This is a genomic window from Burkholderia sp. BCC0397 (assembly GCF_902832865.1).
GTDB lineage: Bacteria > Pseudomonadota > Gammaproteobacteria > Burkholderiales > Burkholderiaceae > Burkholderia.
In genome coordinates this window covers 1-15,508 of sequence record NZ_CADFDL010000020.1, presented here as the reverse complement: position 1 = coordinate 15,508, position 15,508 = coordinate 1, and the positions used below count along the sequence as shown (strand labels likewise).

10 protein-coding genes and 1 pseudogene are annotated in these 15,508 nt (G+C 64.1%); all 11 read right to left on the bottom strand.

Annotated features, from left to right (window positions below):
* Positions 1-7: 7 nt before the first annotated feature.
* Entirely contained in the window at positions 8-988 is a 981-nt protein-coding gene (locus HWX03_RS34585; RefSeq protein ID WP_175874381.1) for a hypothetical protein, read from the bottom strand.
* A 77-nt stretch (positions 989-1,065) separates the two neighbouring features.
* Positions 1,066-1,509 carry a hypothetical protein gene (locus tag HWX03_RS34580; RefSeq protein ID WP_347879549.1) on the bottom strand — a complete coding sequence of 148 codons (444 nt, stop codon included), beginning with the start codon at positions 1,507-1,509 and terminating at the stop codon, positions 1,066-1,068.
* Positions 1,510-1,535: 26 nt separating this feature from the next.
* Complete coding sequence (locus HWX03_RS34575) at positions 1,536-2,225, bottom strand: pilus assembly protein (protein WP_175874379.1); 690 nt, start codon at positions 2,223-2,225, stop codon at positions 1,536-1,538.
* A 28-nt stretch (positions 2,226-2,253) separates the two neighbouring features.
* A complete protein-coding gene (locus HWX03_RS34570; RefSeq protein ID WP_175874378.1) occupies positions 2,254-4,515 on the bottom strand; it encodes a TcfC E-set like domain-containing protein in 2,262 nt (753 codons plus the stop codon).
* Between the two features lie 107 nt (positions 4,516-4,622).
* A complete protein-coding gene (locus HWX03_RS34565) occupies positions 4,623-5,162 on the bottom strand; it encodes a CS1 type fimbrial major subunit (RefSeq protein WP_175874377.1) in 540 nt (179 codons plus the stop codon).
* Positions 5,163-5,941: 779 nt separating this feature from the next.
* On the bottom strand, positions 5,942-8,956 hold the full coding sequence (locus tag HWX03_RS34560; RefSeq protein ID WP_175874376.1) for a hybrid sensor histidine kinase/response regulator: 3,015 nt from the start codon (positions 8,954-8,956) through the stop codon (positions 5,942-5,944).
* 80 nt (positions 8,957-9,036) lie between these two features.
* Positions 9,037-9,696 (bottom strand): response regulator, encoded by a 660-nt coding sequence (locus tag HWX03_RS34555; RefSeq protein ID WP_175818735.1) that lies wholly within the window; start codon positions 9,694-9,696, stop codon positions 9,037-9,039.
* 323 nt (positions 9,697-10,019) lie between these two features.
* Entirely contained in the window at positions 10,020-10,208 is a 189-nt protein-coding gene (locus HWX03_RS34550) for a hypothetical protein (RefSeq protein ID WP_175818734.1), read from the bottom strand.
* Between the two features lie 120 nt (positions 10,209-10,328).
* Entirely contained in the window at positions 10,329-13,406 is a 3,078-nt protein-coding gene (locus tag HWX03_RS34545) for an ATP-binding protein (protein WP_175874375.1), read from the bottom strand.
* 392 nt (positions 13,407-13,798) lie between these two features.
* Complete coding sequence (locus HWX03_RS34540) at positions 13,799-14,827, bottom strand: hypothetical protein (RefSeq protein ID WP_175874374.1); 1,029 nt, start codon at positions 14,825-14,827, stop codon at positions 13,799-13,801.
* Between the two features lie 143 nt (positions 14,828-14,970).
* Positions 14,971-15,508: pseudogene (locus HWX03_RS34535) on the bottom strand (hypothetical protein); the annotation flags it as partial.

Genomic DNA, 15,508 nt, shown 5'->3' with positions numbered 1-15,508 from the left:
TCATACCCTATGATTTCGTAGTGACCGTAAAGATGAGAACATCGTTGTAGGTCCCTTCCTTCAGCCCTGCGCCGACACTCGTCTTGAACGTCGGAACGAAACAAGTTCTGCCGGAACTGCTCAAGGACAACGCCGTACCGTCGGAATTCGGTAGAAAGAGGGATGACACTCCGCTGTTCAACGTCATGCTGTACGGCACGAGCTGTGATGCATCGTCGACGCTTTTGAGCCGATAGCGATTACCGGCGATGCCGTTGGCGTTGCTCGCCTTGATAACAAATTGCAGGTCGCTTACATTGGAACCGGAATAAGTGAAGCAAAGCTGATTCTCGATACCTGAAAGCGTCTTTTTCCCTTCACCTTCGGGAAGCTCTCCGAGGTTCCAGTCCGGCGCCGTCATGCTTATCACAATGGGCGGCGGCGGCGGCTTCTCCGGATCTACCGTCTTGCAACTTCCGTGCTCGCCATCTCGCGCAATATAGGCACCTCCATTGATTTCGGCAACGTCGTCGACACTCGTGAAGTTAGCCGCCCGAACGGAAACGGCGGGCCAATCCTTGACGGTTTTGTTATCGATCACGATCTCGACGTCGGCTGTATAAGGCGTGGTTACTTTCCACTTGGGGTTCACATCTGCCCCCCCCCGGCCTCCGTTATAAAGCGTAAAATTCCCACTCCAATACTCGCCATAGCTTGCGCCATTCATTGAAACAGACTTCGCCGCGAGAGAGCTTGACTGCATCTGACCTTTAAAATTATAGGTATAGAACATTACCGCACGGGAATTGAAGCTGTAGCCCCCTGTGTGACCTGCGACTTCCTTGTAGTAGATCGTGAGGTTGAGCGTGCTGGTCCCGTCTCCGTTGTCTCGCCACGAACATCCTTTGTATCCATCACTCATATGGTCAAGCACAAGACCCGCTGCAAACGCGCCGTTTGCACTGACGGAAAGAATCATCATCAGGAAGATTTTTTTCCACCATTCCAAGGACGTTCTCTTAACACCCATATTTCTGCACCTGTTGTCGAAACGTATCGCGCATTGACGCGCCTCGTCGTCATGGGCTAGCGCTTCGTGCGCGCAAGCTGATAAATGACGACGCCATACCCCACACTGATGAACAGCGGTGCTGCCGGGCGTTGCGCATCGCCGGCATCGACAGCGATGCGCTCCCTTGGCCTGAACGTCAGCCGCCAGACCCTCGCCTCAAGCGGCACAACGAGCTCCTTCAGCGCGACCCTGTATTTCTGCCCGGGCGCCAACGCGAGACGGGTCGGCTGTGCCAGCAAGGTCGGGCGATCCATCTCCTCGACCGGCACGAGACGTTCGGGCGTTTGCCCCGGGTTGGCGACCCACTGCTGCGTCACGTCGAGATAGAGCGGCGTATCGCCGACGTTCTCGACCCACAGCTCGTTCGGCGGCTGGCCCGGCGCGAGCGTCACCTCCGTGCGGGACAGTTTCAGCACACCGGCCGCCATGCCGTGCGCACTGCACAGCACGGCCAGCATGCCCAGCGCCCATTTCCGCGCGGGTGTCATTGCTGGCAATCCACCGTGACCGGTTTATCGTCGACCTGGAATGTCATGTATCGGGTAGCAAAGTGCTGCGGCGTGCCCGGAAACACGGCTACCGTCTGCGCCGCCTTCGCCTTGTCGTAAACGACATCAGTGAAGACCTGTCGAACGTTCCCGGTATTCTCGAGCGTCACCCCGCCACCGTCGCAACGATGCGTCCAGCCGGAACGCTGCTTGCCTGGCGGCGGCATGTGTCGAACCAGCACGCCATAGCCGATCGCCACCGACATCGGTGCCGTGATCCGGTCCTGCGGCGCATCGTCGACCTTCAGCGACCTGACGGGCACGATATAGAGCCGATAGACTTCTTCGGCATCCGGCTCGGCCAGCGATTTCAGGACGATCGCCCGCGTCTGCCCCGGCCCGAGCGTCAGCTTGTCGGGGCTGGCGAGCATGCCGGGATGGTCGAGATCCCCGAGATCCACCTTCTTTTCGGGCATCACGCCGGGGTTGACGACCTTCTGCACCCCGATGTTGAGATACAGCGGCGCGTCGCCCATGTTCCTCACGGACACTTTCTGCTCATGGGCATTGAACACCTTGGTCGTGGCCGGCATCACCATCAATTCGCCCTCCGCATGAGCGAGCTGCCCCGCTCCGGACAACAAGCCGCATAGCGCGGCCACCCCGATTCGGCATTTCACTTTCATTCCGTCTTCCTTCCAATAATCGGACGCGTCAATTGCAGCGGTAGTAGCTTCCGTTCGGATTCTTCAAATCGCAGCTATAGCGCTGACCGTCCTGCTCGACCGTGATCAAAGAAAGCATCTTCTTGCTCACGATCGAGAACAATCCGTTCCGGTGGACCGTATCGCCAGTTTCGACGACCGTTCCGTTGATCGGCTTCCCTTGCTCATCCGTCAGGAAACCGCTGTAGATCATGCTGATGTCGACGCGTGCCTTGGCCGAGTACACCTGCCCCGGATGGGCGCGAACGATGTTCGCAGGCACCTCGATGTTCATGTCGAGATCGCGGCTGCTGCTCGATACGCGCGCGAACGACACATCGGTATACGCGTTCAACGGCACCGCATATGTGCTGCCGCCCGCGACCGGACTGCCCTCGACGTTGAAGCCGTAAGGCGTGCCGTCGATAGCGGGTGTCTTCAGCAACATCGCGCTGCCGCTCGGGCTGTAGCGCCCGAATGCGATCCCGTGCTTGCTGGCAGCCGCCATGCCGCGGTAGTTGAAGTCGATGTTGCTCGCGATGCTCGAATGGCCGAGGTTCAGCGATGCATCACCGCGCGACCCGGAGCGGCTGCCATACGCGTTGAGGCTGTAGTCGTTGCCGATCCGGTTCGCGTTCATGCCGATCGTCGACGTGCCGAAGCCGTCGGCGAAATCCTTCCGAACGTCGGCGCTCAACTGGGTCCGCCCGCCCGAGTGCGCGGCGGCGAAGCTGCCCTGCACCTTGTCGAGCGTCATCGTCATGTTGAAATACACGCCGTAGCCGTTGCCGCTGCGCTGGAAGCCGCCCTGCTGCACCCCCAGCGCGAACGTCGCCCACAGCCCGTTGGGGCGATAGTTCCAGCGCACCTCGGCCTGGTGGGAATGACCGAAATTCGACTGCTGGAAGTTGTAGTTGAAGATCGCCTTGCGAATGTTTCGGCTGTACGAAGCGGCCGTGCTTGGCTGCCCGCGATAGAAACGCGAGACGTTCGTGTTCTGATAGCGGCTGACCGACAGCGAGCCGAACGTCTCGTGCGTCAGGCCCAGGTTCACGTAGCCCCCGGCCCCCCGTTCGCCGCTCAGAATGCCCAGCGTGGGCGTGAGATCGACACCGGCGATCTGCGACGGCCGCGTGACGTTGACCTCGGCGGCCCACTTTCCGCCGCGCCCGACGAGCGTCGACGCATTCAGATAGAACTGCTTCAGGTTGCGGCTCAGCGCGGCTTCGATCAGATAGCCGCCGCTGTCGTACATGTCCTTGCCGGCCGTGAAATGCCACGCATTGCCGCTTGCCGCCGCGAAATTGAGGTTGTTGATCTCGCGCGTTTCGCGGCTCACGATATTGCCGTTCCGGTCGACGAGGCGTACCTCCATCGTGTAGTAGCCGCCCGGGAGATCCGCGAAGCTGATCTCGTTGCGGCCGATCGCGGCCGGCCGCTTCGTGACCAGCCGGCCGTTCCGGTAGAACTCGTAGTTGCCGTCCGAGGTCGCATACAGGATCAACGAACCCGTATTGCTGTCGACCTTCAGGTGCGACTGGCTGCCGACCGTCACGAACTGGTCGAAACTCGGCGTGAGCAAGGTGCTGACGGTGCCCGACGAATAGTCGATGCTATTCTGCTTGCCCATCCGCACATACGTGTTCGCGAAATTCTTCTGCAGGTAGTACGACGAGATGCCGCGCGTACCGCCGTTGTACTGGCGGGACCGCGTATCGTTCGCATACCAGCTCATGTAGCCGAAACTCTGCGACGGCAACCCGACCCAGGTGTTGCCGTTGACGTTCACGGCGCGATAGCCGTCGGACGCCGCGCGCAAATCCAGCGCCTGGTTGTTGACGATACCCAGCTCCGTCTGCGGAGCAATGTAGTCTTCGCGGGAATCGCGGATGGATATCGACCGCTTCAGCTTGTCGACGGTCACGTGATAACCATCGATTTCGGTATCGCAACCGTTGCTGCAGCGCTTGTAATCCAGTTGCGCAACGATGCGCGTCAGCGTCTCGACGTCTTGCGCCGAAATGCCGTTCTCTCGATATTTCGCCTCGTCGAACGTGAGCGCGCTGTGGTCGACGGAGTAGCTGACGAACCCCGGCAGGGTTCTTCCGTTGAAGGTCGCGACATAGCTGGCACTGTCATCCAATTCCGCCGCACTGAAGCCGTCCGGTACGCCGTACGATACCTTTAGTTCTGCGAACGAGTTCGATGAAACAAAAATGAATGCGCCGAGCCACAGCTTGTTGAGACGGAAGGGAGTTTGATCGGCAGACACGCTTTTTTATCTGAAGTGGCGATTTAACGGCGAGCGCTTGCTTGCCTCTCGAAACGGACGAAACAAGGAACCCCGCCCAGGGGCGGGGCTCCAGCGTGGATGCAGGCTTACTTGCCGTCGCCGCCGCCCGACGACGCGACCGGCTCGAACACCATCACGAGGTCGCCGCTGTAGCTGCCGTTCGTGCTATTGGTGCCGATCTGCGTCGGGGCGTCGACGCTGATCTTCAGGTTGTGGACTTCATCGTAGCCGCCGTTGCCGGTGACCGTTTGCGTGATTTTCTGCTGGGCGCCGAACTTCACTTCCGAATCACCGCCGTTGCTCGACAGCGTGATCGCGGGGCTCTTCATTTCGTACTTGCCGCTCGCCATCTTCAGCGGCTGGGCCAGCGAAATGTTGAAGTCCGCGCTCTTCGTCCACACGCGGATCGGCAGCGTCTTCTTGAACTTCGACTGCGTGTAGTCGGTGGCTTCGAGCTCTTCCGTGGTGTACCACGTCGAGCCGTCCGGCTTCGACACGAAGATGCCATCGTTGATTTGCGCGGTCAGCGTGATCTTTTTCGAGACCGGGTCGGCGTGAGCCGTTTGCGCGAGGCCGAACAGTGCTGCGCTTGCACCGAGTGCCAGAACGAGTTTGCTGAGATTCATCGAGTTATCCCTTAAATGAAAAATCCATCAACCGATGTCAGTGAAAAATGACATCGATCCGTGGAAGTCAAATTCCACGGACGGAATTCTCTCAGGACCACTCTCGATGATCGACAGGACAACATCTAGATGCAGAGTCCAAACCCATCGTAAATGTACGAATTACAGATTCCTAACTTAAAATTCCCGGATTCTCTAAATTATTTTTCATTTAAGTGACGCGGGGCGTCAGTCATGCGTCGAAAAAACGATCAGCGCCACACGATGACATTGGCTAATCGGCCGATGGAGCCCGACGACGCAAGTGAAGTTTTTTCTCGGTGAGCGGCAATCGGCTCGACGGCCGGGAAGGCGCGCAGTGGGTCAGCGCTCATGTTTTTGATAAAACGCAAACTCATCCGAGTGTTTTTAAAATATCAAATACGGATAAATTCGGCACAAATACCGGTCGCCTTTTGTCACTCCTCAAATCCGTGCGTCATTCATCGTCTCAACATTCATATTATTCTTTATCGCCAAACCGTCCATCTCAGAAAAGTCGCATTCACTTAGTACTTTTCCGAAAATAGGACACACGCGTTTCGTACTAGTAAAGCTGCGGCAGACAGCCCGTTCGAGCTACCCGCGACGGCGCTGTGCTTCAACGCCGGACGACCGATATCATCGTGATAGTGCCGACGCGTTGCGGGACGCGAGGCCCGCAACCTGACGCGGATAACGGCCGGAGCCCTCGCCCCGGCCCACGTCATTCGACGGTGCGCCGTATCGGGGAACGACCGTCAGGCGTCGCGGTGCGCCAGCCGCTCCAGTGCCTGTTCGATGCGCGCGCGACAGCCGGGCCAGCGTGCATCAATCGAGCCGCGCTCGCCGGCGTTCACGATGCCCTCCATCGCCGCGCACGCGTCCCGCGCCTCCACCTCGCCCGCTAGCGCGAACCCACCGCGCATCGAGTGCAGCTGGATCTTGACGGACGCGACGTCGTCCGACGCGAGCGCGCTGTCGATCACGGCCAGCGAGTGCAGCGTCGCTTGCGTCAGTTTCTCGCGCATCTCGTCCGTCATGGCCGGCGACCGCCCATCGTCGGGATCGCTCCGCTCCGGTTGATTCGCCGCGCCGCGCATCCCGTGCCGGCGCAACGCCGCGTCGAGCGCGGCGATCGACAGCGGCTTGAGCACCACCTCCACCGCGCCGACGTCCGCACAGCGCCGCCGGTCCTCGTCGGTCGCATGCGCGGTCATCGCGATCACCGGCACCTTCGCGCCCTGCTCGCGCAGGAAGTTGGCGAGCGCGAACCCGTCGAGTTCCGGCATGCCGAGATCGGTCAGCACCACATCGAACGGCTGCGCGAAGAACGCGCGCATCGCCTCGACGCCGTTCGACACCAGCGTCGCGTCGCAATGCAGCGCATCGAGCTGATCCCGCAACAACGCGCGGCTCGCCGGATGATCTTCCGCGACCAGCACGCGCAGCGGCGCGCCGTCGTCCGCATGCATCGGCAGCGCGGGTGCCGTGGCCGGCACGTCGTCGCACGCGGCGCGCCATCCGGACGGTGCGTCCGCGAGCGGCAGCGCCGCGACGAACGCCGTGCCCGCGCCCGCCCGGCTGTCGACCGTCAGCGCGCCGCCCATCAAGCGCGCGAGACGTCCGCAGAGCGGCAGCCCCAGCCCGGTGCCGCCGAATCGCCGGTAGATCGACGGATCGGTCTGCACATACACGTCGAAGAGCGTCGGCAGCGCTTCGGGAGGAATGCCGATCCCGGTGTCGCGCACCGCGATCTCGACACCGTGCGGACTGCCGCGGGCAGCGGCCGGGCGCGCGTCGATCGTCACTTGACCGTGCTCGGTGAACTTGATCGCGTTGCTGACGAGGTTCGACACGATCTGGCGCAGGCGGGTCGGATCGCCGACGTAGCCGTTGGCCAGCCCCGGCGCGATCCGGCATTCGAGCGCGAGCTGTTTCGCATCGGCGAGCGGGCGGAAGACCGCCGCGACGTCGCGCAGCATCGCGCGCAGGTCGAACGGGATGGCTTCGAGCGCCATCTGGTTGGACTCGACCTTCGACAGGTCGAGCACGTCGTTGATCATGCGCAGCAACGCATCGGACGACGACATGACCGTCTGCAGCCGCCGTTGCTCGTCGGCCGGCAACTGCGCACGCTCCATCAGCTCGAGGTTGCCGACGATCGCGTTCAGCGGCGTGCGGATTTCGTGGCTCATCGTCGCGAGAAACGTCGACTTGGCCTTGTTCGCATCGTCCGCGGCTTCGCGCGCCTCGCGCAGCTTGTGCTCCATCTGCCTGCGCGCGGTGATGTCGGTGAGCGTGCAAAGCAGCACATCGACGCCGCGATAGCGGGTACGGACGATATGGGCGGCAAGATAGGCCGTGCCGCCGCCGGCGAGCTCGACCGACAACTCGTGCGTCACGACGCGCGGCGCGCGACCGCCCGCGGCGCTGTCGCGGTAGGCCTGCCAGATTCGCTTGCCGAGCGACGGCTCCGCTCCACCGCCGCCATAGGCCTGCGCGGCCTCGTTGCGAACCATCATGTCGCCATTGGCGAGCGACAGCAGCATGAGCCCGGCCGGCGCCGTGCGGATCAGCGTGCGGTTCAACGCCTCGCTTTCGATCAGCCGGATCGCGCGGCGGTTGGCGGGGCGCAGCGCGCGCCGGTCGAACAGGACGATCGCGAACCACACCGTTCCGATCGCGAGCAGCGCGAGGCCGACTGCAATACCCAGCCGGACGGCCACATCGTCGAACAAGCGTCGCCATGAAATCGTCGCGGTCAGCACCTCGCGGAACCCGGGCATTGGGTCGCCGATGACGATGTTCATACCGACGCGATGGGCCACCGCTCGTTCGCCATGAGCAACCTGCGCATAAACGAGTGCACGGGCAGTCAGCCTGGGATCGACGTCGCGACCGGTCAGGACCTGCGCGTCGGGGTTGACCAGCGCATAATCGCTGCCGGCGGACGAAGCATGGAGAAAATCGTCGATCGCCGGCCGGCTGACCAGAACGAACCATGCGATCGGCTTGCCCTGGGCATCGCGCACCGCCTGCGCGAACCGCAATACCGAGCGTCCGACGAGCGGGTCGTCACGCCGGTCGAGCAGAATCTTCCGGTAATCCGGCGCGGCCGCCGCCGACACGAAATCGGCAGGCGGCTGCAGTTGCCGTATCAACGCCTTGATATCGAAGCCGGCAGGCAGCGCCAGCACCTGCTTGACCAGCGGATAGCCGGTCACGACGACGAAATTGCCGTCGGGATCGATCAGGTACCCGCCCATGCCCGGATCGCCGACCTGTTGCGCCGGCATGATACCGGTGACGTCGCCCTGCGCCAGCAGCCTGCCGAGCAACGGCGCGTAGGCCCTCGCCGGCAGCGACGATGAAGCGACCGCGAACGCTGCGAACGCCACCCTCCCGGCCTGGCCGACCGCAACCAGCCTGCCGCGATCGTCGACGAGCCGCCGGAGCGTATCGGGCGATGCGTCCGGGCCGCGCGTCGCTATCATCTCGAGGTTCTCGACATAGCGGTTCTGAAGTGCCCTGACCACCTCCATCTCGGCCAGCAGGTCGGCCTTGCGCACCAGGAACTCCGATCGGTACTGCACAACCGATTCCTGCACGTCGAGTCGAGCGACAAGTGCCGTGCAGACCAGCACGAACACGGTGATCGCCACGCCGCTGCCATAGAGCAACCATTGCTGCTGGCGCCGAACGCGCGCGGGCTCGAACGGTTTACGGCCCCCGACAGTGGCGTGTGCGATCAGCGTTTTCAGTTTGGTGGGCATACGTGTCGTCGAAGTCGTATCGGCGCCGGCATGGCGTCATACGCCATGCGGTTCACTGGGTACGGCCACCGGGTGCCCGGTTAGGCATCGGCCGCGGGCAAATCGGGCAACTGCCCCTCGCTCGCATAGCGAATCAGGTCGGCATCGCGGATGATCCCGAGCTTCTTCATCGCGCTCGACTTCTGCGAACTGATCGTCTGCTTGCTGCGGTGAAGCTGGACGGCGATTTCGCCGACCGTCAGGCCGGCCCCGTAAAGGCGCACGACCTCGATCTCGCGGGCCGTCAGCAAGCGCATGCCGGCCGACGGCTGGCAGTCCTCCAGCAGCTTCTTGACGAACGGCGACAGATAATTCGCCCCGACGAAGGCCGCATGCACCGCGCCGACCAGATGCGAAATCGCATCGGACTTGCTCAGGATGCACGCGACGCCCTGCTTCTGAATCGCGAGCAGCACGCTCGGGTTGTCGATCATCGTGATCGTCACGAGGCGAAGCGCCGGATAGCGGCGCTGAAGGAACGACAGCAGCGACAGGCCATCGCCGTACTTGCCGCCGGGCATCACGTAATCGACGACGAGCACGTCGCTCTGCTGCTCGTCGAGCATCGCCACCAGGTCGGTCGAATTCGAGACGGTGCCGAGCAGCTTGATCGTGCTGCTGCCCGCGAGCGCCTGCGACATCCCCAGCGCGGACGAAGGATGATCGTCCGCCACCATCACTCGCACAAAAAATTCATCCATCTTTATTCTTCTCCCGATACACGCGGCCCGACGTGCCATGTTGAGCGACGCGCCGGGATTCGAATCGATCTCGCAACACGGTTTGCGTTGCGGCGTTCAGCGAACCGGGCGGTGCGCAGCGTAATTTTAAGATAATAGACGGGTTCCGGGCTGCGGCGGTACGATCGGCCGTGGCCGCTGATAGCTGCCACGGCCCGACGCGCCGGACACCGCGTGACGGCACGAAGCTTCGGCGGCCCACGGACGCCGCCCGCACATACCCGATCGACGGCGTCCCCCAACGCCGTCGATCCATCCCGTCCCGTCGGGCGGCCGGAGCTGCCCTAACGTTTGATCGCGGACTTGTCCGGTTCGCTCGAACCGTCATCCGCGGCATGCTGCCACTCACCGATGGCGCGCCGCTTCTGCGACGGCGACATCATGATGAACTCGTTCAGCTTCGTCAGAAAATCCCGTCGGGATTTCTCCGGCAACGTCGCGAATCCAAGCAGCAGCCCGAACACCTTTCCCATATAGCGCACGGCCTTACCCTTCCTTCTTCAGTCGAAATCACGCGGCACCCAGCGATGCGGCGTGTCTGCCTTCCCCGTTTGACGCCGGGCGGTCTACGCCGCCGCTGCGCCGCGTTTTTCTTATCGTCCCGGCCCGTGTGCCGCCACCGCCGACAGTGCGGTCACTGCCGGCCGCTTGTCCGTCGCCCCGGCCGGAAAGTCGATCCCGCGCCGCCGCGCAATGCGGACCAGGGCACGGCGCAGATCGGCGAGCGTCACGGGTTTGGTCAATACGCATTCGACGTTCGATGCCGCATAACGCCGGGCGTCGTCGGGCGCCAGATACGAGGCCACGACGATCATGTCGCACGGCAGCGCGCGCGCATGGACGGCTTCCGCCAACTGGCGGGCCGACATGTCGGGCAGGTCCGCGCCCAACAGCAGCACGTCCCACCCATGGGTCGCGAGCATGTCGAGCGCCGCGCCGCCGGACGACACGCATCGAACCGTACAGCCGAGCACGTCCAGCTGCTCGCGGAAGATCGACCCGTTCACGGATGCATCGTCGGCAACCAGCACGCGTGGCACACGCGTGCCGGACACCGGCACCACCGGCAGGCCGGCATGGGCGGCGCGATCCGGCTCGCGCCTCGATTCGGCCGTGACGACCCGCGCCTGCGCGATCGCCATGCGCAAACCGTTCAGCGAATAGCTCGACACGCGAATCGTGCGACCCGCGACGGCCGGCTGCAGCGGGCCGTCCGGCGTGGCCAGCACGATCGGCGTGCCGCCGTCGAGGCTGTCGAGCTCTTCGCGCCGCCATTGATCGGAATCGCCGAAGAGCACGATCGCGTGAGCACGCGCGAGGCACCCGGCGGCAATCCCGATCGGGCTCGGATGCATCGCGACGTCGAAACCCCATGCACGCAGATGCGGAAACGCGAATGCGCGCCACGCGTCCTCCGGCGACACGACGATCAGCGTCTGGCCAGCACCGGCGCCGACCGGACATTTCGGCGCAATGCCCATGCGCAACGGCAGGCGAATGGTGAACAGGCTGCCGACGCCCGGCGCGCTCTCGACAGCAATCGCCCCGCCCATCGCCGCGACCAGCCGGTCGCACAGCGCGAGCCCGAGCCCGGTGCCGCCATAGCGCCGCGTGATCGACACGTCGACCTGCGAGAACGGCTTGAACAGCTTGGCCTGTTGCGCACGATCGATCCCGATGCCCGTATCCTCGATACCGATCGCGAGCTCGGGCGCACCGCGCGGGCTCCGCCCCACCGCCACGCGCGCGACGATGCGCCCTTCACTCGTGAACTTGATCGCGTTGCTCAGCAGGTTGCCGACCACCTGCGCGAGCCGCGTCGGGTCGCCGCGCATGCGCTGTGCGCCGCTCGCGTCGATATCGGCGAACAGCGGCAACCCTTTCGCCTTTGCAATGGGCGCGAAAGCGGCAAGCGCGCGCTCGATCACCGTAATCACGTCGAACTCGATCGACTCGACCGACATCGCACCGGCTTCGATCTTCGAGAAATCGAGGATGTCGCTGACGATCGCGAGCAACCCTTCGGCCGACACGCGCAGCGTCTGCACGCGGTTCTGCTGCGACGCATCGAGCGCCGTGCGTTCGAGCAGTTCGAGATTGCCGAGGATCACGTTCAGCGGCGTGCGGATCTCGTGGCTCGTCGCGGCAAGAAACGACGATTTGGCCGCATTCGCCGAATCGGCCGCGCGCACCGCTTCCTCGAGCTGATGCACGAGGCGGCGCTGCGTGCTCGTGTCGGCGAACGCCGCGATCAGCACGGCCTCGCCCTGGTAACGCGCGCTGTGCGCGATGACCTCCAGATGCAGCGGCGCATCGCCGTGTGCATCCAGCACGAGCTCGGTCGTCATCGTCCGGCCGGCCCCGCCGTCCGCGACGAACGCGTCGTACTTGTCGAGCACCTGCGCGGACAGCCCGTGATGATCGACGCCGTGCGGCAGCAACATTTGCGTCAGCGCGTCGCTCGCGAGCATCACGCGCCGGTCGGACAGCGATACGAGACCGATGCCGACCGGCGCCATCGCGATCACGCTGCGACACAGCGCCTCGCTGTCGAACACGCGCGCCGAGCGCGCGTAGACCGGCACGAGCACGCGCCGGTGGAATCGCACGAGCAGCAGCCACATCACGACGATCGCGACGAGTGTCGCCGCCGCCAGCGAGCCGGCCTGCACGCCGATGCCGGCAGCCACGTCGGCCCACGACAGCGCATACGCGATCGTCCAGCCCGTCGCGGCGAGCTTGCTGCGGAACACGATCGCGCCGTCGCGAAAGAGCGGCTCGCCGGATGCCCGATCGCCCTGTGCGATGTCCAGGCTCAACAGGCGCTCGGTCAGCGCGTTCGTGCGCTCGACATCAGGATCGATCGTAATGAGCCGATTGTCGGCGGACGTGATGAAGAACGTGCCGGCCGACGGGCGCTCGGGCAGCCATGACAGCAGGTATTCGGGCGCGTATTCGGTGACCAGCACCGCGAACGGCTGGCCGCCGGCTCGCGCCTCGGCGGCGATCCGGATGCGCACCTGCCCCGTGACCGGATTGAGGTAGGGCGGCAGCCAGCGGACATTCGGCCGACCGTCGTCCGGAGCGGGCGGCAGGCCGTCGAAATCCACCTGCAGCGCATCGAATACCTGCGCTCGCGCGTCGGTCGACGCGAGCGCGGGGTTGTCGCGCGACAGGTGCGGCACCAGCCCGAACACCCCGGTTCGCGTGCTGTAGTGGTAGCCCTCGAGCGTACGCCCGCGATTGATCGAACTCGCCGCGCAGATGCGCGACAGCAGGAACGACAGCGCAAGGTAACGCCCGACCTCGTCGCGTTGCGCGGTTTGGCCCGGCACGCCGACCACGAGCGACGGGTACGGGGTGATCGCAAGCTGCTGGCCGTTATCGAAGAACGCCTTCGTGACGTCCGCCGGTGCCGCGCGGAGCTCGCGCCAGATCAGTTGCGTATTCGTGACGCCGTTGCGGAACGACGTCTGGGCCACCTGCACCTGGTCGACGGTTTCCTCGACACCGTTCAGGAAATTGCGCCGCTCGCCGTCCAGATAGCCGTAGACGATCGACGCGATCCCGAGCCCGCAGGCGATCAGGATCAGGATCGTGACGACGATGCCGCCCCCGAACATCGAGATGCTCTGGTAGCGGCGAATGGACTGAAGTGTGCTGTATGACATGGCTCGGCGTGACGGCGCCCGGGGGTGCGGACATGCGGCAGATTCCCTGCCGAACCGGGCGTCACGATGGGTACATCCGGGATAGCGATGTCCCGATCATGCCAAACGACACTGCGAAAATCAGTCGTGCATTAACTTTTTAGTACACGTCCTATTTGATTGAGAGATGATTTGGAACTTGAACGAAATTTCATCGCGAAATCGCGGAGCGGGACCGATCCGATCGGACAAGTCGCGTCGTCGATTCGCGGCGGACGGCCGCGCCAATGAAATACCGCCGGCAAGCCGGCGGCAAAAGGCGCATCCACGGTAGACGCAGCGCGCCTGAGGCACTCGATACGGCGCGTCCGGCACGAAACCCTGTCCCGTGCCGCCGCGCCGGCAACGCCCGTTCAGTTCTGCGTGAGCGGATTCAGCGTCGTGCACAGGAAGCCCGTGCAGTTCTTCGGCGTGAAATAGAACGACGCCATCACCGGCGAGGGCACGCCAAGCGCGATATCGCTCAGATACGCGGCGCCCTGCGCACCGAACGTGTTCGCCTGCTGTACGAAGCTCGCGCCGGTCGACTGGATCGCGGCCGACTGGTACGAGAAAGTCGGCGACTGCGTCTGGTCCTTCACGTAGATCCACGAGATCGCCGTGCCGAATGCCATCCCGCCCTTCGCGCGATAACCCTTCGCCCCTTCGCTGTTGGCCTGTGAGATGAAGTCGCCGACGGTCGACGTCGGCGCCAGCGCGTCGTACGTATAGGTCGCGTTCGATGCGTTGTTCTTCATGTACACGTTCGCCTGCGCGGCCCCCACCGCCATCGGGCCGAGGAACCAGTAGCCCGACTGGCCCTGGCCGTTCGCCTGCGTGAGGAATGCGTTCGCGTCGGCCGGCACGCCCGTCGTCGTGTACGTGTAGGTGGCGGACGAACCGCCATCCTTGCGGTAGAGATCGCCGTACGTGAGCGGCCCTTCGTAGCGGTAGCCGCTCGCGCCTTGCGCGTTGGCCGCATTGACGAAGGACGTCATGTCGGCCGGCGCCGTCTGCAACTGGTACGTGTAGGTCTGCGCGGTACCGTCGTTCACGAAGATCGACTGCGTGCCGCCGTTGCCCGCGTTGTAGAAGTAGTCGCCCAGATAGCGGTAGCCTTTCGCGCCTTCGTTGTTGACCAGCGTCAGGAAGCTCGCGCGATCGGCCGCGACAGGCTGCGCCTCGTAGCGCCAGGTCAGCGTGCTGCCGCCCGAGCCACTCGAACCGCCGTCGCCGCCGGAACCCGTCCCACCGCCGTTGCCGCCGGAACCCGTCCCGCCGCCGCTGCCGCCGTTGTTGCTCGTGCCCGAACCGCCGGACGCTGCGGGCGAGGAGTTGTCGTCACCGCCGCCACAAGCGGTCAGCGCGAGGCAGGTCAATGCAATCAGTGCAGCGGCTCTCATCGGGATCACCTTCCAAACGAACAGGACGAACGCAGCCCGTACGCGCGAATCACGCCGCACGCACCGACCATCACGAATCAGGAATCAGGAATCAAGACTCAGGAAGCAGCAACCGGCCGGCGGCCCGCGCCGGCCCGGCGACGTCAGTTGACCTGGAGCTGGCCACCGCGACCCAGCCCACCCTTCACGTCCTGCGCCTTGTAGCTGCGCAGCGCGACGACCATCTTGTTGTACGCGTCGATGAACGCGACGACCGTCGCCTTGCCTTCCGGCGTCGCCGAGAAGCCCGCGAGCGCGCCGCCCACGCCGCCGCCGAAGCCGCCCAGCGCCGCGCCGTAGTTGGTCGCCGTCGAGCTGCCTTCCGACGCCGCGATCTGCACCGCCGAGCGCACGTCGAACAGCGTCAGCGTCACGACCGACGCCTTCGTCTGCAGGTGGCCCGCCACCGCCGCCACCGCGCTGTTGCCGATCAACCCGCCGATCATGCTGCCGATCCCGCCGATCGGCGAATCGTTGATCACGATCTGCGGCTCCATGTAGTAGTCGGCCGCGACCCGCTGGCCCTTCTGCTGCTTCGAGCCCGCGCGGTATTCGCCCGAGTTGCGCTGCAACTGCGTGATGCGCGACAGGCGCGCGTCGCTCTTCTGGTTGCCGATCGACGTGATCACGAAGCAGTTCGAC